Annotated in this window: 12 protein-coding genes; 2 read left to right on the plus strand and 10 right to left on the minus strand. The window is 43.9% G+C overall.

What is annotated here, in order from left to right; translation table 11 throughout:
• Nucleotides 1-35 precede the first annotated feature (35 nt).
• The 5 genes from D0X99_RS05575 to D0X99_RS20750 all read right to left on the minus strand — a co-directional run bounded on the left by D0X99_RS05575 (nucleotide 36) and on the right by D0X99_RS20750 (nucleotide 6,662).
• A complete protein-coding gene (locus tag D0X99_RS05575) occupies nucleotides 36-833 on the minus strand; it encodes a helix-turn-helix domain-containing protein (RefSeq protein WP_119476658.1) in 798 nt (265 codons plus the stop codon).
• Nucleotides 834-973: 140 nt separating this feature from the next.
• Complete coding sequence (locus D0X99_RS05580) at nucleotides 974-1,855, minus strand: PIG-L deacetylase family protein (RefSeq protein WP_119476659.1); 882 nt, start codon at nucleotides 1,853-1,855, stop codon at nucleotides 974-976.
• Between the two features lie 63 nt (nucleotides 1,856-1,918).
• Nucleotides 1,919-3,307, minus strand: coding sequence for an aminopeptidase P family protein (locus D0X99_RS05585; protein ID WP_119476660.1), 1,389 nt, complete (start codon nucleotides 3,305-3,307; stop codon nucleotides 1,919-1,921).
• Nucleotides 3,308-3,362: 55 nt separating this feature from the next.
• Nucleotides 3,363-5,594 carry a S9 family peptidase gene (locus tag D0X99_RS05590; protein ID WP_119476661.1) on the minus strand — a complete coding sequence of 744 codons (2,232 nt, stop codon included), beginning with the start codon at nucleotides 5,592-5,594 and terminating at the stop codon, nucleotides 3,363-3,365.
• A gap of 192 nt (nucleotides 5,595-5,786) precedes the next feature.
• Nucleotides 5,787-6,662 (minus strand): AraC family transcriptional regulator, encoded by an 876-nt coding sequence (locus D0X99_RS20750; RefSeq protein ID WP_119476662.1) that lies wholly within the window; start codon nucleotides 6,660-6,662, stop codon nucleotides 5,787-5,789.
• 207 nt (nucleotides 6,663-6,869) lie between these two features.
• Here D0X99_RS20750 and D0X99_RS05600 point away from each other — a divergent pair, with 207 nt between their 5' ends.
• A complete protein-coding gene (locus tag D0X99_RS05600; protein ID WP_119476663.1) occupies nucleotides 6,870-8,438 on the plus strand; it encodes an L-serine ammonia-lyase, iron-sulfur-dependent, subunit alpha in 1,569 nt (522 codons plus the stop codon).
• A gap of 168 nt (nucleotides 8,439-8,606) precedes the next feature.
• On the opposite strand, the gene D0X99_RS05605 is transcribed toward D0X99_RS05600, so the two are convergent.
• From D0X99_RS05605 to D0X99_RS05625, 5 genes are all read right to left on the minus strand, one after another.
• The gene (locus tag D0X99_RS05605) at nucleotides 8,607-11,333 is read right to left on the minus strand and encodes a DUF6797 domain-containing protein (RefSeq protein WP_119476664.1); all 2,727 of its coding nucleotides are present in this window, start codon (nucleotides 11,331-11,333) and stop codon (nucleotides 8,607-8,609) included.
• Nucleotides 11,334-11,400: 67 nt separating this feature from the next.
• A complete protein-coding gene (locus D0X99_RS05610) occupies nucleotides 11,401-12,981 on the minus strand; it encodes a sulfatase family protein (protein WP_233553660.1) in 1,581 nt (526 codons plus the stop codon).
• A gap of 169 nt (nucleotides 12,982-13,150) precedes the next feature.
• Nucleotides 13,151-14,884 (minus strand): hypothetical protein, encoded by a 1,734-nt coding sequence (locus tag D0X99_RS05615; RefSeq protein ID WP_119476666.1) that lies wholly within the window; start codon nucleotides 14,882-14,884, stop codon nucleotides 13,151-13,153.
• Between the two features lie 95 nt (nucleotides 14,885-14,979).
• On the minus strand, nucleotides 14,980-16,410 hold the full coding sequence (locus tag D0X99_RS05620) for a SusD/RagB family nutrient-binding outer membrane lipoprotein (RefSeq protein ID WP_158587677.1): 1,431 nt from the start codon (nucleotides 16,408-16,410) through the stop codon (nucleotides 14,980-14,982).
• Between the two features lie 120 nt (nucleotides 16,411-16,530).
• Nucleotides 16,531-19,731, minus strand: a complete 3,201-nt coding sequence (locus D0X99_RS05625) for a SusC/RagA family TonB-linked outer membrane protein (RefSeq protein WP_119476668.1) — start codon at nucleotides 19,729-19,731, stop codon at nucleotides 16,531-16,533.
• Between the two features lie 385 nt (nucleotides 19,732-20,116).
• Here D0X99_RS05625 and D0X99_RS05630 point away from each other — a divergent pair, with 385 nt between their 5' ends.
• Nucleotides 20,117-20,947 carry an alpha/beta hydrolase gene (locus D0X99_RS05630; RefSeq protein WP_119476669.1) on the plus strand — a complete coding sequence of 277 codons (831 nt, stop codon included), beginning with the start codon at nucleotides 20,117-20,119 and terminating at the stop codon, nucleotides 20,945-20,947.
• Nucleotides 20,948-21,018 lie beyond the last annotated feature (71 nt).

Raw genomic sequence — 21,018 nt, forward strand, 5'->3', positions numbered from 1 at the left:
ACTTTCAATTACCTATCAAGTTTTCTTAAAACCGTTTAGCCTATCCTTTGTCCATTTTTATCAATCTGAAACTTCCAAACTGAATCTTTGCAATCATTTGACACATTGGGAGTGGAGCAGGTTTGTTGAGTTCCCTCGATTTCAAATCCTTCCCCTGAGGTGAGTTGAGTAGCACTGTACCCGTATTCGTTGAAAAACTCTCCATAAGTTTGCTGCCACTGGATGTCTCCTCCGGAGGTGACTTTGATCAACATCACATCATAATTTCCCTTCCCAAAGGAGCTGGTCGAACCCACAATCAAATATCCCTGATCTCGAGTATGGAGCACTTGTCCTGCCTTGTCATAGCTAGTGCCGCCGTAGGTTTTTTGCCAGAGGATTATGCCTGATTTGTCCGATTTGGTCAGTAAGATGTCACATTCCGTTTCCGAGCCGCAATTGATCGTATTAACCGTAATCGTAGTATCGTCAAATGCCCTGAGGTAAGAATCTTTGACTTTTCCCCAGTTGAAATAGGTGGTGAGGAGTGCGGCTATTACCAAAACAAGGATGGAATTTCTGCGGAAAGAATTCCCAAGAATTAGAAGGAGGGTGCTCATAGATTTGACCGGTTTTGAAGTGTTGGAATAGGTTTCTGTGACTTCGGTCAAACGTTCGGAAAGATCGGTTTCCAGCGCCTCGCTAAGCTTTTTTAGAGAAAATAGACTTGGCTTTACGGCATTGCTTTCGATACGCTGAATCGTTCTCAGCGTGATCCCACAGCGGGCTGCTAGCTCGGTCTGAGTCCAGGATTTCGCTTTTCGAAGGGTCTTGATTTGTTCTCCCAAATTCACGGTTCAAAAGTCTTAGAGTTAATCCTGAGTTCAAACCCCGGGGATGCGACATTTAGACGACAAGTCTATGGAATGTTCAATTTTCAATGCCCAAACTCAAGTTTCAATGGTCAAGTGCAAAAACCATCCCTAAAAAATGATCATTGTTCATTCTTCAGCATCGGAAACAACCTCAAAATATCCTCCCGAGTAGGCCGGGTTCCGTACTCGCAGATTTCAAAAGCTTCAGCAAATTTTACCTGAGCCGCTTTTTCTTTCCCATACCATTCTACTAGCGCTTTTTGAACTGAAGAGTTTGGAGCCAAAGCCCGTTTGGACTTCAGCCAGGCGATGCGCTCTTCTTTTCCTTCCGGAATCACATCAGGATCATTGGCGATCCAAGGTAGCCACTCGTAAAACTGAGAAACGTGGGCATCCAAGGCATAAATTTTCTGGTCGATCACCGAAGTAATGTCGATCACAATGTCCGGTGAAAAGGGATTCGGCTTTTGAAAATTGTCCTGATAATATAGGAAAACCGGATTTTTCCGAACCGGAGGGGTGTCTGCTGCAATATTGGGTACACCAACCATGAAGGCCGCATCCTGCACCAAAACGCCGGTGTATCGGTGATCGGGATGGTAGTCATTTGGGCGATGGGAAATCACCACATCTGCTCCCCATTCCCGGATTTTACGGATTACATCGAGTCGGATTTCCAAGGTCGGGAGCAGTTCTCCATCATGATTGTCCAGCACATCGTATTGGATACCTAGTCTTTTTGCGACTTCCTGAGTCTCGGCATACCGTCGTTTAGCCAGCATGCCTCCTCCCATTTCCATATGTCCTGCATCCCCGTTGGTAACCGAGAGGAACTTGACCTCATGGCCCATCTTGGCAAATAAGGCAGCTGTTCCGCCGGATTTGATGTCGCAGTCGTCCGGATGCGCACCGATCATGAGGATTCTCAGGGGTTTTTCCTGTGAAAAGGCCAGGGAAAAGGCAAAGAACAGTAGGACGAAAGGCAGGAAAGCTTTTTTCATATCGGGTGATTTTGAATGAAAAAGCTACCAAAAGGATTGTGGAAATCAAAGAATCGAGGGAGTCTACTTTCCCCGGATCCGCTCTACATCTGAGATTTCAATTTCCAGAGGATCTCCTAAAATCTTGGAACCGGATTCGGTGATTAAGTAACCATCTTCCACCCTGATGCCTCCAAAATTCCGGTATTCGGCCAGTTTATCGTAATTGATGAACTCGCTGTGCAGGTTTTCTGCCTGCCATTGATCGATGAGTTGAGGGATGAAATAGATGCCAGGCTCAATGGTGATCACATAGCCGGCTTCTAGTTCCTTGCCCAGTCGGAGGGACCTCAAGCCAAACTCTTTGCTCTTTTTGAGTTCTTCGGTATAGCCTACATACTCTTCACCCAAGTCTTCCATGTCATGTACATCCAACCCCATCATGTGTCCCAATCCACATTGGAAAAACAAAGCATGAGCGCCCTGCGAAACAGCATCATCCAGATTTCCCTTCATGAGACCTAGATCCTTCAGGCCTTCCGCCAGTTTTTTGCAGGCTAGGAGATGCACGTCTTTAAATCGGATTCCAGGTTTCAGTGCTGCAACGGCAGTTTGGTAGGCATGGAATACGATCTGATAGATTTCCTTTTGAACGGGAGAAAATTCAGGTCCTACCGGGAAAGTCCGGGTAATATCGCCAGCATAACGCATGGCCGATTCCGCTCCAAAATCACCCAAAACCATTTTACCCGGGGTTAGGGTATTGGAATAGTTGTGGTTGTGGAGGATTTGGCCGTTAATAGTGATGATCGGAGCAAAAGACAAATGACCTCCCTGAGCCAATGCTTCTCCAATTACCAATCCCAAAAGTTGGTATTCTTTCATGCCGGGTTTGGCTTCATGCATTGCTTTTTTGTGCATGCTCACACTGATGTTCACGGCCTTGTTGATTTCCCTGATTTCCTCTTCAGATTTGATGGACCGAAGCGCTACCACCGCTTTGATCAAAGGGACAGAGACTCGGGAAGGAATTTCCTGTATGGAAAGGTGGAGCCATTCGGCCAATTTCTGTGAGTTTTCCGGTCGGTAGGGAGGGAGGAAATGGATTTGCTGATTCCCTGCTTTTTCCAAAAACTTCGGAAGTTCATTTTTGGGATGGGTGGTTTTGATTCCCACCGATTCGGCTAACTCGGAGAGCGGCGGATGAGCTCCTTGCCAAATCACTTCCACTGTGGTCAGATTATCCCCAAAGATGATTTCCTGACCCTGATCGATATCGATGATCGCTGCAAGTCCAGGCATGTCCAAACCAAAAAAATAGAGGAACGAACTGTCCTGACGGAAAGGATACCAATTGTCTTTGAAGTTGCTGCTGCTTTCCTCATTGCCCAGGAAAAGCAAAATACCCGACCCCATTTTTTGCTTCAGTCGGTTTCTTCTTTCGATATAGGTTTCCTTCGGAAAAGTGTTCATGTCAAATTTCTGCTTTAGTTATGGGTTTATCCTTTTCTGCCTTTTTTATCAAATTTTATCTTCCCCCTGCAGGTAAACTTCTCAACCAGAAGTTTTTCATGGTTTCCCTTAAGTGAAGTGAAGTGTTTTCCCGTTCATTGATGCTGTGCGAACGCATTGGATAGGACATCATGGAAAATGGTTTGTTGTATTTGATCAGTTTGTCCACCAGCATTTCAAAACTTTGATAGTGCACATTATCGTCGGCTGTGCCGTGAATGATCATGAGTTCCCCCTGTAAATTCTCTGCATAGGTAATCGGAGATCCTTTGATGTATCCTTCTTCATTGTCCTCCAAAAGTCCCATGTACCGCTCCTGATAGGTGGCATCATAGAGCCGTTGGTCTGACACAAAGGCCAAGGCCAAACCCGCCTTGTAAACTTCAGGAAAGCGGAACATCAAATTCAGCGTCATCTGTCCGCCGCCACTCCATCCCCAGGATCCGACCCGGGCAGGATCTATGAAATTGTAGGTTTTCAGCACTTTTTCCACTGCCGCCTTTTGGTCGTAAGACGCCAGGATTCCAATTTGTCCATAGATCGATTTTCGCCAATCGCGGCCTCTTGGGGTTTTGGTACCACGGTTGTCGATGCTGATGACAACATAGCCCAAGTCAGCCATGTAGTGATGCCACAAGTCACCGTCCGCCCAGTTATCCTGAACAGTTGAACTGGCAGGTTCACCATAGACATAAGCTAAGAGTGGGTATTTTTTGCTGGGGTCAAAATCTTTGGGTTTGATCATCCAGCCATCCAGGATCACCTCACCGATGTCCACTTTGAAAAACTCTTTGGGGTTCAATCCCAAAGCGACAACCTTGGATTTTAGCTCTTTATTTTCCTCCAAAACGCGGACAGTTTCATGCTTTGGCAGACTGACTAGGGAATAAACTGGCGGCGTTGTGGTGTTTTGAAACGTGTGGATGGCAAATTTGGAATCGGTCGAAATCTGATAGGCATTTTGCCCGGAAAGATTCATTGGGGTGATTCGTTCGGCTTTCCCGATTTTGGTCAGGGAACTGCGATAAAGGTAACGTTGGGTGAAATTGTCAGGGGAAGCGATGTAATACACATATCCGCTGGCGGGATCGATGTGGCTGATCCTCTCTACATCAAACTCTCCCTCGGTCACCAATTCCACATTTTTTCCATCCCGGGATACTTTGTACAAGTGCAACCAACCATCCCGTTCGCTGGTCCAAGTGAAGGATTTCTCCCCGTCCAGCCATCGAATATTGTCATGCACATCCAGAAAGGCTGAATCTTCTTCAACCAGGATTTTGGACAGGGCTAAGTTTTGGATATTGCCTACCCAAACCGTGTTTTGGTTTTGCCGCCGATTCAATTGCTGAACCATCACTTCCTGGGAATTTGGGATGAATTCCATTCTTGCCAGGTAATTGTTTCTCGGATCGCCGGGGAAATCAAACCACTTGGTTTGTCCGCCTTCGCTGGAAACTACGCCGATTTTTACTGCGGAGAGCGTATGTCCGACTTTCGGATAAGGCAGGGGAATAGGCTTGGAATAGATGGAGTCAATGTTGTCTATCAGATAAAATGTGCCCACGCCTTTGGTGTCTGACTGCCAATAGGCGATATTTTTTCCGTCAGGACTCCATCTAAATCCATCTCTGCAATCCAACTCTTCTTCATAGACCCAGTCAAAGGTGCCGTTGATGATGTCTTTGTCGCCATCAGAAGTGATTTGAGTTATTTTTCCAGAGGATAGCGTTTCCACGAAAATGTTGTTTTCGCTCACATAGGCCACTCGGCTTGCGTCCGGAGAAAACTTGGCAAACATCAAGGTGGTCGCAGGAATTCCCTTGCCCAACTGGCTCAGTTTGCGGGTTTTCAAGTCCAATACCCAATAATCACCCCGAGTGTGGTATCTCCATACTTTTCGGGTGTTGGTGAAGATCAGTAGTTTGGTGTTGTCCTCAGACCAGTGGTAGTCTGCTACAGACAGTGGTTTGCTTTCTCCGGCTGGGGTTAACTCTTCAGCAGAAATCAGTATGGATCGAGTGCCTTTGACCGCATCATATCTGACGATGTCGTCTCCGTTCACTCTGGTACTTTTCTCGATGCTGGAGTACCCGGTTCCGTCTTTCATCCAACGGATTGGGCCGAATCGCTTTTGAGCATAGACTCCGTTTTTATAAATGTCAGCGAGGGTCAGTTCAGTTTGGGAGAATATTTCACTTAGAGAACCAAAGAAAAAAATGATCCCAACGAATATGCATTTCTTCATTATATGCTTTTTGTTAATTCAATTAATAAAAGATTTATATAATAGAAAATCATTTCTCTTTATTAAAAGTGAAATAATTTCCACTCAAATAAAGATTGATAAATCAAGGTGATTAGAATTGAATTGTGAAATGCAATTCTCAAAGGGCGTTGAAGAAAAGAAGTAGGTCCTAAGACAAATGGAAGTTTCCTTCTAACTGGCAGTTTTTAGGATGTTTTTTCGAAATTCCAGAGGTGTCATACCGGTTACACTTTTAAAATGCTTGTGAAAGTTTGACAAATTATTGTAACCGCAATGAAAGCAGCATTCAGAGGTATTGAAATCATCTTGTGAAATTAATCGGCAAGCATTTGCAATTCTAACCTCAATCAAGAACCTGGAAAAGGTCTTTTGACTTTTATACTTAAAAAAACGGCAGAAGGCAGTGGGAGACATGTTTACCAAATCTGCAACCTGCTGTAAAGTGATTTTTTCACTGTAGTTGTTCCTCACAAATTCAAACACCATATTAATTTTGGGGATGTTTTCTTGTACCGTTCGAATTGGGACCCCAAGGCATGAAATAAAATCTAGATTGTTGTCTTTTGAAATGCATTCAAGGATTTCAAGCAAGCCTAGGAATTTCTCGAAAGAATTTTTTTCCGGTAATGAGTTTAGTTTTTGACTGATTGGGATTTGTTTCCCTTCGGATACCCGAATTCCGTATACGGCGACATCAATTAGCTTTTTTATGGCATAGGCTTCGGGTATGTCGTTTAACGCGTTTTTTAATACATCCTGGTTGAAAAAGACAGAAATTGCTCTGGCTTTTTTTTGACCACTGTTTTGAAATTCATTCTCGCTGTTTCTAAAAACATGAGGCAAATTTTTACCAAACATGTACACTTCTCCTTTTTTGAATTGGATGACACTATCCGAAACGAACAGAGATCCGCCACCCTCGAGAATCAGGGTGATCTGAAATTCCTCATGGAAATGAATAGGCTCAAAGAAATTTTCCAAATCCCAACACTCTACCCTAATTGTTTCTTCCTTTAGCCTCGGCACTTTAAAATGAAGGGGATGCATAGAAGATGAATTTTAAGATGAGAAAAAACGATTATTCACTGGTAAAATAATGTAGTATTAATCTACTTTTAATGGGTATAATTAGCAATAATGGAAAAAAAAGATTCTCGTTAATGTTAAGATAGTACACATATCTGGCAAAATTTAATACTTGAAAAAGTCGATTTTCCACCTAAATTTATTAGTATACTCTAAAGAAATTACCTAATGAATTATCCAAGCATTTTTAATGATGTAATCGGACCGGTGATGAGAGGTCCTTCAAGCTCGCACTGTGCTGCTTCTTTGAGAATAGGGAGGATTTGCCATGACATCATGGATGGAAGGATATCTGAGATCGAAATCGATTTTGATCCCAACGGTTCATTGGCTACCACGCACAAAGAACAGGGATCAGACATGGGATTGTTTGGAGGTTTTTTGGGCTGGGAAGCGTATGACGAAAGATTGGTTGACTCCGAAATGCATATTGGTGCTGCAGGAATCCGAATAAAAATCAACATCCGGGATATTCAGGCAGAGCATCCGAATACCTACCAAATTACTTTGAAGAATCCTTGGGAAACCCATCAGGTAATAGCCATTTCCACCGGAGGCGGGATGATTGAAGTGATTGAAATTGACAAGGCTAAAGTTTCTCTGGCTGGGGACTGCTTTGTCACTCTGATCTACTCTTCGGATTTGCAAAAAGTGAGTCATTACCTCGAGCAGGCCGGATTGGGGGATGAAATGGAAATCCATGCAAAGGACAGGAATTTTGTTGCTGTAAAAACTCAGGCGTTTCTGGATAAGGCGATTCTTGAGGAGCTGAAAGAAATTGAAGGAGTCACTTCCATCAAACAGATCAAACCTGTTTTGCCAGTCTTGACCCGAAAAAACTCCGTCGTTCCATTCATTACTTGCGATGAGATGCTCGCTTATAATGAAGATAAGAAATTGAGCCTTTGGGAATTGGCTGTGCGGTATGAAAGCATGCGAGGGAATATTTCTGAGGAAGAGGTGCTTTCTAAAATGGACGACATCCGGATAATCCTGAAAAATGCCGTGGAAACCGGTTTGAAGGGGACAAAATTTGAAGACCGGATTTTGGGACCACAGTCGGTGAAATTCAAATCCATGATGGAGGATAAAAAGCTTGTGGATGGGAATGTCTTGAACCGAATTATCATGTACGTATCCGCTATCATGGAGGTGAAGAGTTCCATGGGAGTGATTGTCGCCGCGCCGACAGCCGGATCTTGTGGCGCGATGCCAGGAGCAGTACTAGGAGTAGCCGATTCCTTGGGACTTTCGGATGAGGAAACTGTAAAAGCCTTGATGATTGCCGGATTGATCGGAGTATTTATCGCTGCACATTCCACTTTTGCTGCGGAGGTAGGAGGTTGTCAGGCCGAATGCGGTTCAGGTTCTACCATGGCAGCTGCGGCTATTGTCTATTTGGCAGGAGGAAATATAAACCAAAGCATTTGTGCTGCTTCCATGGCTTTGCAAAGTGCGCTGGGAATGATCTGTGATCCCATCGGAAATCGAGTGGAAGCACCATGCCTCAACAGGAATGTGATGGCAGCATCCAATGCGCTTTCCTGCGCAAACATGGCCTTGGCGGATTACGACCATTTGATTCCGTTAGACCAGGTGATTGAGACCATGTATGAAGTGGGAAAAAGTATCCCCAATACCTTGAGATGCACAAATCTAGGAGGGCTTTCCATTACCAAAGCCGCAAAAGAAATTGAGTTAAAGTTGGGGCAGAAGCAGTTTTATAAAAGCTGCTAATATTCCATTTTAAAAGAGTTTTTGCCTTTCAACCTAGTCTGTGATCTATTGGGAAAGTAATAATTCCACCACCTTAACCATATAAAAAGGGCTGCCTATAGGCAGCCTTTTCCCATTCTCTATCTAGTTATTTCATTTAATCCAAGTTCATTTTTCAAATCGGTTGGACTACCAAGTTGGACTCTCACCCAATTGATGTATTGTATTCTGAATTAATCCCTCGACAGGATTTCCTCTTTCATCTTTCATTCGGTATTGGATTTCCATACCCCAAGTAGGTTTGATATTCGGAATGGTCAGTTTTAACGTCTTGCCGTCTTTTTCCAATTCCACTTTAGTTACAGCCAAAGTCTGTTCATTTAAGTGTTTGGATCCATATTTTCTGGACCGAAGAAGATCCCAGGTTTTTACAGTGAATTGGGAAGTATTCTGAATGGTCGCAGCATCAAGTTTGTCCGTGAAAGTCAATTTCATTCCGTTTTTGGTGGCTTGGATTCCAACCGGGATGACCATTGGCTTTTCCACCTTTCTGATTCTATAAAGGCCTCCCAATTGCGGTTGGGTAGAACCCCAAGCCGATAAACCGCAGAGGTAAAGTTGCCCATCACCGGGATTGAAGCGGCCCCGCATCACGCCGGTGGAAAATCTGGGAACCGGTAATTCAAAAATCCCACCCTGTACTTGATTTCCGATTTTTTCAAAAGGAACCACAAAGACTTTTCCGTATCCATAGGACAAGTTCAGTAGCTTACCATTTAATGCCCCCCACTTTTTACTGTCCACCCAAAGGAGTTCGGATGGAGATTGATCTCTTTCCCGATCTACCCAAACCAAGGGCTGCTCCATTCCGGCCTCGGTGCTGTCGGCAGGCGGATTAAAGCCAAACATGTTTCCATAAAATCCTCCTTTCTTTACCCAATTGATCCGGTTCATGGGATTCCAATGTCCCTCCTGATCGGTTACGATGAAGGTGCCGTCCGGATTGATACAAACCCCGTTGGCTGCTCTGAAGCCAGTGGCAACGATTTCTGTTTTTTGGCCATCCTTGCTTACTTTAATCAAGGTTCCGTGCTGAGGCACCAAGGCTTCCCGGGCATGTCGGGCGCTTTTGGCGTAATAAAAATTCCCTTCCTTATCCACTTGAAGGCCCATGGCAAACTCGTGGAAGTGGTCGGTAACCATGTGGTCACTATTAAAAGCTTCATAAAAATCCGTTTCCTTATCTCCGTTGAAGTCGTGCAACTTCACCAGTTGATCCCGGCAGGTGACAAATATTTGTTCATTGATGACTTTAATTCCCAATGGCTGAAACAGGCCCGATGCGATTCGCTGCCAGGTGAGTTTGCCGGAGTTTTTCGTAAATCCTTCCACCAGCCATACATCGCCGTCTGTCGAACAGATCACTCCTTTATTGGTGTCTTTGAAAAAATCCAATCCGCTCAATCGGAACTGATTTTTCCATGGACTGTCGAAAGGTGGATTCATGATGTCCACTTGAAAGGGTCCCTCTTGGGTTCCTGATTGAACCTCTGAGGTTAATTTTTGAGGATATCGGGCCGGACCACCTTTGATCAGAAGATCCAATGCCTCGGGAGGGCTGGAAGTTTTAGCGTACTGTGTGAGGCCTTTTATTCCAGATTTCCCGATCAATAATTTGATTTTTATGGGCTTGGAAGGGGCCACTTCCATCACGATAAACCCACCTTGATCTTTCAAAACGGCACCTTCTCCAACCAGTGCAACAGAAGTGCCGCTTGGAGCCACTCGCATTTTCAGGGGCTTGTCTGAGGAAGAGATATTCAAAGTTCTCGTAAAAACAGGGAGGTTTTCCACAGTTTCCAATCCAAATGTCTCCAGAATTTTGGCAGTTCCTACCGTGTAGGAGATGATCACCCGATCCTTGTTTTGGTAGAGGCCCTTGTAATGAGCCCATTCCCGAGGAAGGGGTCCAAACTTTCTTTTGTCTCTTGCTTGGAAACGTGGGTCATCAAATTTCCCAGTCGCAGGATTGGCCCAAGCAGGTCCAACAGGGTTTGAAAAATGAAGGTCTCCTACTGTCCTGGGTGAAATATTGTGTTTGCCATTGAACAGAATCGCCTCCCAATCAATAAATTCCTCCCCTGTCCAGGCTCCGGCCACTCGCATCAAGTCGTGGTCAAACATCATCCAGGCTTTGCCTGAGGCTACCCCTCCAGTTCCCTGATCCAATCTGACTGCGATTCCTTTGTAGGCAAAGTTTGCTTTGACCAGGTTTTCATCCGGAAGTGGTGCCGGTCCTGATGATCGTTCCCTCGGTTGAGCATTCAATCCCACCAGTTCATAAGTGTTGATTAAAAAATTGCCATAGTCCATTTCCGCCCATGGCTTAAATTCCTTGGGTGCCGGGCCTGTAGTCGTTCCGATTGGCAAACTGGCCAGATAGGTCGAATCGATTTCAATAAACTGACCGGGATTTTTTTCTTTGATGAAAGTCTCCCTCAGGTAATTGATGATGTCATATTTTTCAACAGGAGTAAGGTTGACCTGAGGAGGCATGGAACCATAGCCTCGGGTTAGGGTTTGGTAGATGGAATAAGGGTCTTTGCCTACCTTGAATTCATCTTTCCAAAATTTGAATGCATTGGGCATTGATCCTTCCTGGTCGGGATTCCCATGGCAGTTGAAACAGATGTTGTTGTAAATGTGCTCGCCAGTCCGGATGGATTCATCCTGACGGTCACCCAAGGAGGTGAGGAGCCCTTTGTGATCGATGTTTTTTTCATACTCAGGAAGGTCAGATTCCTTGAGTGTAAATCCCACAGGTGATTCAGTTTCCTGATTTTTTGAATTTGGATTACAACCAAACAAAAACAGGGCTACCAATAGCGTATGTAAACTGAGGTCTATTTTCTTCATTTTTAGCAAATGGGTGTGTTGGCTAGGGTTAATTTATTCAATTGATTCGAGATTAGGTCACTTATGATCAATCGGGAATTTTCCCCCACCATGGTCCTTCATCCCGGATTTCGAGCCATAGTTTTTGCATTTTCGGGATCAGTTTCATCAAGGTGTCATATTCTACATTGGCCAAATCATTTTTTTGGGCCAAATCGGATTTGATATTATACAATTCAAATTCAGTTGGAACTGATGTTTTTAGCCAATCCACAGCCAGATATTTGTTGGGTTTGTGCATTGTGGAAAAACTCCTACTGTCTGGCGAAAGCCTACCTACAAGCACATAATCTTGGTATCTCATGGCCATCTGAGCCATTCCGGGTAAATGAGAAGAGTCCAATAGATAAAACCAAATGGGTAGAACTTCCCTTTCATAGTCCTTATTTAGGAAGGCATTGAAAGCATTCGTCCCATCAAGTGGTCTATCCATTGGCAGAGGTACCCCTGCAAGTGTACAAAGGGTTGGAAGAAAGTCGGTTCCATTAAATAATTTGTCACTGACCGTTCCGGCAGGAATGTGTCCGGGCCATCTGATAAGTCCGGGAACTCGATGTCCTCCCTCGTAGGGGTATCTTTTCATGCCCCGTAATTCTCCGGGTGAACCAAAGCTTTTGTCTCGGATAGGATCTTCCCACTCTCCCTTTGATTCCAACAAAGTAACCGGATATTCCGGACCATTGTCACTGGTGAAAATCACTAAAGTATTTTCTCTCAGCCCCTTTTCGTCCAAATAATCCATGAACTTCCCAAAGGTTTCATCCAATTGGGAGACCGTACCATAATATTCCTTTTGGTTGGGTGAAAGATCTTTTTTAGGTCGCGGAACTCCACCGTATTTTACGGTTTGCGACAGGCTTGCTACTTCTGAGTTATCGTATAATTCTGAAAATTTTGTAGGAGGATCAATTGGAGTATGAGGTTCATTACTGGAAATGATGATGAAAAAAGGTTTTTCTTGGTCCCTTACTTTTGAAATCCAGTTGGCAGCTTCATTTGTAATTATGTCCACATACCAGCCTTCCAGCACTCCTGTAGGTTTCCCGTTTCGAATAAAATTATCCGGATTTTTAGGACCTGTATTGAAGGCATTTACTGAGGTAGCAAGGGAATAATCAAAGCCCATTTGATTGACAGTGACTTCAGTAGAGGATTCAAGCTTGGATAAATGCCACTTTCCAAAAAATGCAGTTTCATACCCCACAGTTTTGAGTAATTGGGGCAGCGTGATTTCGCCTTTGTTTAAGGTGGTGCCAAAAAAACCGGTAATGTTATAGAACCCGCTTCGATAGGCATTCCGGCCAGTAAGGATGGACGCACGTGATGGAGAACATACGGTGCCAGCAGAATGCATGTCTGTCATCCGGACCCCTTCTTTTGCAAATTGGTCCAAATTAGGGGTCTTTATGATGGGATTACCGTAGCAAGCCAGGTCACCATAGCCCAAATCATCTGTCAGGAAAATGATGATGTTCGGTTTGGCAGGGTTTTCAGGATTAATCTGAGCAAACCCATCCAACCAACAAAATCCAGATACTACCCATACAGCTAGCCAATGAAATACAGCTCTTGAGGATTTTCCGGATTTTGAATAAAGTTTTGTTTTCAACAGATTCATCAGGGGTTGATCAGGAATAAAATGACCGGTTATCAGAATTTCAACCTTTTAAGGTTTAAAATGATGAATTACGGCAAGGATTTTTTGGGTAAGAGACCGGATATGTAGTGCTTGTCCTATAGGCTTATTCCTTGGCGATATCCAGCAGATTTGCCAATAATCATCTTGATGAAATTAGGGCTTTCTCTTGCCTTACCACTATTGGAACATAGCCATACTCCATTCCCATAGGAGGAGTTACAATCAGAGCAGGATCAATGGCGACGAGTTTGCCAGTACTGGGAGGGGCCATGTATTCTTGGTCAATTGTCCAGGCCCTGTGAATCTGCTCAACAAAATTCTGCAAAGCTTCCTTTTCTTCCTTTGTCCAGCCTAGTGACTGAAACGAAGGCTGATCAACGAACTTATACCAGCGGTAGGTAACAGTTGACCCGTCTTTCAGATTAACCTGTGAGGTCTCTGAGGAAGGTCCCGGGTTTGCCCATGCTCCTGTTGTTGGAGAAGTGTAAGGCAGGCTTTTGTCAATTCTGAAGTTTCCTTCCACGATTTCATTTCCGTCTCTCCAGTTAATGTAATGGCTTTCAGAACCAGCTTTAGCAAATTCCTTTTCGCGTAACTCTAAAGGAACTTCCTCAGGACTAACCGCTACTCGCTGGTCCCCCACCTTTTTAAAATATTGGGGGAAGCGTCCTGGTTTGGAGATGTTAGTATTTCCCTTCCATTCCAGTCCAAAAGCATTGGTTTTGGTGGTCACGGTTTGGAGGACATTTTCAAGGCCAGTCAGTTTTTCACCGCCGTTGTTAAGGCTTGCCCCTTGATCCAGGGAAAGTGGTCGGGGGTTTAAATCCGGTTTCCAGGTATGTACTTGATCAAATTTACCGGAATAGGCTTTTCCACTTTTTTTCCATTCCAACAGATAATTGAAGAGTGCGTCTTTGGAATAGTAGGTCACATCCTGAACCAGCACAGACTGACCCTCTTCATTTACTGGAAATTGTAATTGAGGGATTTTGATGTACAAGTCTCCTTTTTGGTCTTTCATTTCAAAGGAAGGCACAGTATTGATTTCCATAGCACCTCCACCACCCATGGTCCCCGGTCGGGCATCCAATCCCATTCCTTCAATGGCTTTATATTCTTTTGACAATCTGCTCCACATTTCAGGGATGTAGAAGGCGACAGGTCCCTTAAAGTTTTCTGAGTTTAAGAACAGCGTCCAGCTTTGATTTCCGGTAGGAGGAGGTCCTGGCTTTGCTTCAGTCAGAGGAAGTGCCATATGGGTGTATCCCAAAAATCTTCCTTCCAAGTCTCCTTCAAAGGTGATCCCATCAGGTGGAACCAGAATTCTGTTGCTGAGTTGGGCTATCCCTAATTGGTCATCCGGTAAAGCTTCTGCTCTGTAGAAAAATGGCCAACCCGGTGAAGCGATCTCTGAATTGTAACAATCAGGTACTCCGTTCATACTGAATTTTGGCGAGCCGTAGTGATACCTGTTTCCTCTCCAATAGCCAAGACCACCCTCTTGAGTTTGGAATACACTTGACCAAGTGGGCCCTCGGGGAGCCCAAGTCCTGGCAATAGTTCCTTCTGGACAGCATGGAATATCCTTATTATCCGGATTATCGGGGGTTATCCAATTTCCCGGAAGGCCGATTTGAAATCCTGCAAGTGGCTGCTCTACCAATGGCCATACTGCTGTGTAAAAACCAATTCCCGCTCCGAAGCCTTCAGGTCTCTTCAGTGTGCTATATCCAATGTAGCCGTGTAACCCATTTCCGTTTTGAGTGATTGTAGTTGCCCCCGAAAAATCCCCTTTTTGAATGGTGCTGCAGTACAGGCAGGAAAATCCGAAAAGAGAGAAAATGAGGAGATAGATAGAGTAGCGAGTAAGCATTGGTTTATCTTTTGGTAAAATTTAAATGAAAATTCCAACCCGAGTTGGGGAAAAATTCCTGCCATCGGAAATGTTCCGATGGCAGGGTAATTTATTTAATAAACTCCCTGGCGGGTATCCCACCACAACTTGTCACCGTAGAAAATATCTACCTGTTTTACAGTATTAGGATAACTTTCATTGAAAGCTATTTCATTGGCAGGATAGGCCATTCTGAAAGGAGGACGGTTGTGGTTGGCGGCATAGTCATTGGACACATTGACCAACTTGGGTACATCGGTTCTTCTGTTTTCAGCCCAAGCCTCCACACTTTGCTTGTATAAGCTAATCCAATTTTGCAATCTGATTTTTTCCAGATTTGGAGTGGTACCTGAACCCCAAGCTACGCCTGTTTTTTGAAGATATTTATCAATATCTGCATGGGGGATTCCATTGTCCAGCATGGAAATGGTGATTCCTCTTTCATAGGCTTCACGTGCATTGCCTCCTGCTACCAATCCTCTTTCGAAGGCTTCTGCTTTGATAAACCAAACTTGTGCAGCATGCATAAAAGGTGAGAATCCTCGGTCATCATACCCAAATCTGTTTCCGATATGGGATAAATTTTGGTTGTTATTTAACGGGAAACCGGATTGACCTATTCCCATTCTATATCCATTATAAAAGCCATTTTGGTTTTTATCAGCATAGATGGGAAGGCGAGGATCCTCCATTTCAACCAACCGGCTGATGAGGTCATGATTTGTTCGATACTGATCCTGTTTATTGGTAGGTACCCCGAGTCTGGCTCGCCAAGGTTCAATGTTATTCGTGGCAATTCCAGGCCATTTCAAATAAGCATTATCTGCATTGGTTTCGAATACCGGAAAAGTGGCAGGATTGCCTAAAATTTGTGAAATCACGGTAGCAGCAGCCTGAGGTGCTACATTGGACATCCGCATGGCTACTCTCAATCGGATGGAATTGGCGAATTTTTTCCACTTGGTAATGTCTCCAGCAAACATAAAATCCCCAACCCCAATTGTACCAGCTCCGGCAGTCAACATGGTGTTTGCCTCGGCTAACTCACTTAATATTTGAGTGTAGACTTTTTCATGTGAGTCGAATGCAGGATTTAAAATGTTTTCTGTTCCCAATTTAAAAGCCTCAGAGTAAGGAATGTCCCCCCACATATCAGAAACCTGCTGTGCTGTATATGCCTTCATAATTAGAGAAACGGCAGCAAGGTTGTTGTTTCCTTCTCGGATCGCATTGATTCTGGCATCCTCAAAATAGGCCATTCCTCTAAAGAGATTGTCCCACTGTCCATTGTTGATGTCAACCCTGAATTCATAATCACCTGCCCCGCTTGCTGCCAGGTGACCTGACCAAGTTCCGGTGTAGTAAATGCCAATTCGCTCTCCGAACAATTGACCTGCCACTACGGTAAGACCAGCACCGAAAATATTTGAAGCAGGCACTACTGAAGGCTGATTTGGATTAATATTCATCTCAGTCCAGTCTTCGGTACAAGAAATTGCTGTCATCACTGAGCAAATCGCCAGCAACTTTGCTATCTTATTTGTTAGTATATTTTTCATATCTGAAACCTTTTTATGGTTGTTTTTCAATGTACATCTGCATTTAATTCTCAATACCCGGATGAGTTAGAAATTCAATCTCAGGTTAAATCCATAGGATCTGGTGGTAGGAGGCATGAAATTTTCAAAGCCAACACCTCGTTCTCCTCCACCCATTTGGGAAGCTGCTTCTGGGTCAAGTCCCAATTCTTTGGCTTTTTCACTTCTGTGGATAATTAGGAGGTTTCTACCAAATGCAGACACTGCGACATTTTGTAGTTTACCTATGCTAAAGGTGTATCCAAGGGTCAATTCACGAAGTTTCAAATAAGATCCATCGATGATCGAATATTCATGATTGTTCCATACCCATGCACCATTGTAGTAATCCTGAGCAGATATTCGAACATCATTTGGAGAACCATCACCTTTTACACCTGGAACTATGATGCCTTCTTCACGTACATTGTTTTGAACTGTATTGGTGAATGCTCCGGTAGGGTAGGAGTGCCAATAAGTTCCACTGAAAAAGTCTCCACCTTTTCTCCAATCCAACAAAGCGCCCAAGCTTATTTTTTTATAAGTGAAGGTGTTCTGTAGACCTCCAATCCACTTTGGAGTGACATTTCCCAAAATTTTCTGTTGGTTTGTTGTCATTGGTGTTCCGTTAGGAGCGATTTTGATATTACCGCTTTCATCTCTCACATAAGGAAGCCCGCTAATATCCCCCCAAGGCTGACCGGGAGTTCCTACCAATCTGGCTCCGCCAAAACCTGGGCTGATGGTGATATTTTCCAATCCTCCGTAGAGCTCAACCACAGTGCTGTTATTTTTTGCCCAGTTGATGGTTGCATCCCAACGGAATCCACCTTTATTCATTACCAAGCCTCTTACAACGAGCTCAATACCCGTATTTCTAATTTTTGCTGCATTGATCAATTGTGAAGCATATCCTGTAGTCCGAGCCGTCGGAACATTCAGAATCATGTCTTCAGTAACTCGATTGTAGTAAGTAGCATCCAACGAAAGCCGGTCGTTGAAAAATCTAAAATCAGCCCCGATTTCAGTGGAAGTGGTCATTTCTGGTTTGAGATTAGCAGGAGGCAAGGTTGCAGGGGAATTGAACAAGGCGATGTTGTTAAAAAGGGTCGTTGTGTAAGTGCCCATCAACTGATACGGATCAGTGTCCGATCCGACCTTTGCCATACTGGCTCTCAACTGGAGATGACTGAAATTTTTTGACTTGATGTCAAGGGCTTCCGATAAGGTAACTGATAAGTTTCCTGATGGGTAGAAATAGGATCTGTTTTCCTCTGGCAAAGTTGAACTCCAATCATTTCTGGCCGTCACCCCTGCAAATAAATACCCTTTGTAGCCTACAGTTGCTGAAGAATAAATACTGTAGTTTTCTTTTACGCTATCAAACATTCCTGTACCCGGGGTTCCTTTCACGTTACCAATGTTAAACAGGTCTGGAACATTCAAATCCGGGGCACTCAAGGTCATGCTGCTGAACTTGTTCTGGCGATAGTTTCCACCTACAAGGCCTATCAGTGAAAAATCATTTTCGAAGGTTTTATTAAAATCCAATCTAACATCGGTGTTGAATTCTTGCCGGGTTTGGTCATTTTGTGAAAACTGGCCACCCATTCTGTTATTGATGTTTGCCCTAGTTCGTGATAGCGTAATGGATTTTCGCAGTTCATCATAATAATCCAGTCCGACAAGTGAATTGGCAGTCAACCAGTCATTAATTTGGTAGGTAAGACTAACGTTTCCATAGAAGCGTTCGCGATTCATTCCATTGGTTTGCAACAATTCATAGTAGAAATTATTCTGGTTTAGGTTGTAACCACTTCCTTTTTCATTTCCGAATTCATCGTAAACTTTTTTCACTTCATCCAAAGGAATATGTCTGAATGCACCCCAGGCAAGTTTGGTCATGGATCCATAGGAAACTACAGGTAGGTTATCGCTTCGTCTGTTGACATAGTTGAAGTTGGTGCCTACGGTAAGTTTTTCATGGGGATTAAGGGTGAGATTGGCGTTTAAAGTATTCACTGTCTGATCGGTATTAAAAAATATACCGGTCATTTTTCTGTTTGAAAAAGACACTCGCCCGTAAGCTTCTTTTCCTTTTGCAGTTACTGCCACCTGATTGATGAAGTTTGTTCCGGTTTGGAAGTAGTGGTCTTTAATATTGTCAGGATCCGATTCCCAAGGACTATTAGGTCCTTTCACCCACTGGTCCAAAAGAAGGCCGGCATCCAGTCGGGGGCCCCAAGAAGTTGCGTTTTCCTGGACGCCGCCTCCGATTCCATTTACATAGTTGTAGCTAAAACGCTTGGCGTATTCGTTGTACGAGAGGTTTGAATTTGGATTGTTTTTGAGGTATTGTTGCCAGTCATACTCACCACCACGCGTACCTATACCGTATTCATTCTGGAAATTCATATAGTAGCTGGGGACATCAAAAACCATGGATGAGTTAAACTCCACACCGAAGCCTTCACGGGCCTTTTTTCCTTTCTTGGTCTCAATTAAGATTACTCCGTTTGCTGCACGGTTTCCATAAAGTGCTGCAGCATTTGCGCCTTTCAAGACAGTCAAGGATTCAATATTTTCTGGGTCAATATCAGCTGCGGCGTTACCATAGTCCAATCCTCCGTTTCCATCAAGATTTGTAGTGGAATTGTCTATTGGTACTCCATCTACTACAAAAAGTGGCTGATTCCCAGCAAATGATGCATTTCCGCGAATAATGATTCTTGAGGAAGCTCCTATTTGAGAACCACTGGAGGTAACCTGAACCCCTGCGATTTTTCCACTCAAGGCATTGACTATGTTATTGTCTTGGGTTGTCACCAAGTCTGCCGGTTTTAAGGCCTGTACGGTATAGCCCAGTTCTTTCCTTTCCCGTTGTACTCCAAGGGCCGTAACCACGAATTCATCCAGATTTTTCGAGTCTTCTTGCATAATCACACGGATTACACTTTGTGATTCGACCTCGATTTGCTGCGTGATATAACCGATGTAAGAAAAGGTAAGCCGATTCGAACCTTGTGGTAAGGTTAGGCTAAATTTACCGTCAATGTCGGTTACTGCCCCGAGTGTGGTACCTGTAACCAATACGGTAACACCTGGAAGAAAAAGACCGGATTCATCTTCAACGGTTCCTGAAATCCTGCTTTGAGCATATCCATTCGAAATGGATAATCCACACAAAAATACAGTCACCAGCAAGGCAACTATCTTTTTGTTCGTTAATCGAGTAAGTATTGATTTCATGTTTTTTTGGTTAAATGGATGTAGGTTAAGGAAAAGTGTATCATAAAGTTAGATTTATGATTTCCTGCATCTGTCCATCATTTTATCCAAAAAATATGGTATGTTAACTCTGACTAAATCTTGGAGGATTTATTAGTGGGTTTTATAAAATTGAGGAATCAACCAGATTTAGCTTGAAATATTCCTTTACATCCTAGACTATTACTCAAGGAGTAAGTCAATTTTTATTCTTGCGGGGCATTCAAAAAACTTTTTACCAGTGAGCCCAACTTTGGGTAATTCCATCATTCATTTACATGGTTGGAAATTTTTAAAAAGTATCTTCATTACATTATTGTCTCATTTTGTTACATTAGAAAAAATTTATTCAGATCTAGCCAAAATAATGATCATCAAGCACTTATTTCTCTGTTTCTTCCTGATCGGGTGGTCGGTTTCTGCTTTTTCCCAGGAAGTCATCCAACTCTATCCCGGCAAAGCTCCGGGTTCGGAAAACTGGAACTGGACCGAAAAGGAAACCAATCCTTTTCCCAATAACCGAATGCTTTATAATGTCTCTGAGCCGGTCTTGCTGCACTACCCTGCACCGAAGGACAAGGCTAACGGAACTTCCATCATTGTGGCACCGGGAGGGGCTTTTCACATCCTATCCATTGACAATGAGGGAATCCGGGTCGCAGAGTGGCTCAATTCGCTAGGAATCGAGGCTTTTGTGCTGAAGTACCGATTGGTCAAAAGCGAAACCGACAATCCTTTTGCCACACTCATTCCTCTGATGAACAACAAGGATAAGCTGGACTCAATCAATGCCCCGGTGGTCGACTTGGCCAAAAACGACGGGATCGTAGCCATGAAGTATGTTAGATCCAATGCTGCCAAATTGGGAATTGATCCCGGGAAAATAGGATTTATGGGTTTTTCGGCCGGAGGTACAGTGACGATGTCAGTGATGCTTAGTGCTGCGGAAGAGTGGAAACCTGACTTTATCGCCCCGATTTACCTTTACAAAAAGGCAGTTTTGGGCAAGGATATGCCTAAAAAGGAAACTCCGATTTTCATTGCTGTGGCCACGGATGACGGCCTGGGGCTATTGGCGCACAGTATCGAACTCTATCAGGAGTGGGTCGCTGCAGGTCAGCCTTCCGAACTGCATGCCTTCGAAAAGGGAGATCACGGATTTGGCTTTTCGCCTAAAGGCACCACCTCGGACATGTAGACTCAAAACTTTGAAAACTGGCTTCGAAAGCGAAAGCTGATTCCATAAACAGCACTCCTGAACAGGATGGA

The organism is Algoriphagus lacus (assembly GCF_003583985.1).
Lineage (GTDB): Bacteria > Bacteroidota > Bacteroidia > Cytophagales > Cyclobacteriaceae > Algoriphagus > Algoriphagus lacus.

What these genes read in the sequence shown, in the direction of transcription:
- D0X99_RS05580 (WP_119476659.1), bottom strand. Translation starts at nt 1,855, where the DNA reads ATGAAAAAAGCTTTCCTGCCTTTCGTCCTACTGTTCTTTGCCTTTTCC.
- D0X99_RS05585 (WP_119476660.1), bottom strand. Translation starts at nt 3,307, where the DNA reads ATGAACACTTTTCCGAAGGAAACCTATATCGAAAGAAGAAACCGACTG.
- D0X99_RS05590 (WP_119476661.1), bottom strand. Translation starts at nt 5,594, where the DNA reads ATGAAGAAATGCATATTCGTTGGGATCATTTTTTTCTTTGGTTCTCTA.
- D0X99_RS20750 (WP_119476662.1), bottom strand. Translation starts at nt 6,662, where the DNA reads ATGCATCCCCTTCATTTTAAAGTGCCGAGGCTAAAGGAAGAAACAATT.
- D0X99_RS05600 (WP_119476663.1), top strand. Translation starts at nt 6,870, where the DNA reads ATGAATTATCCAAGCATTTTTAATGATGTAATCGGACCGGTGATGAGA.
- D0X99_RS05605 (WP_119476664.1), bottom strand. Translation starts at nt 11,333, where the DNA reads ATGAAGAAAATAGACCTCAGTTTACATACGCTATTGGTAGCCCTGTTT.
- D0X99_RS05615 (WP_119476666.1), bottom strand. Translation starts at nt 14,884, where the DNA reads ATGCTTACTCGCTACTCTATCTATCTCCTCATTTTCTCTCTTTTCGGA.
- D0X99_RS05620 (WP_158587677.1), bottom strand. Translation starts at nt 16,410, where the DNA reads ATGACAGCAATTTCTTGTACCGAAGACTGGACTGAGATGAATATTAAT.
- D0X99_RS05625 (WP_119476668.1), bottom strand. Translation starts at nt 19,731, where the DNA reads ATGAAATCAATACTTACTCGATTAACGAACAAAAAGATAGTTGCCTTG.
- D0X99_RS05630 (WP_119476669.1), top strand. Translation starts at nt 20,117, where the DNA reads ATGATCATCAAGCACTTATTTCTCTGTTTCTTCCTGATCGGGTGGTCG.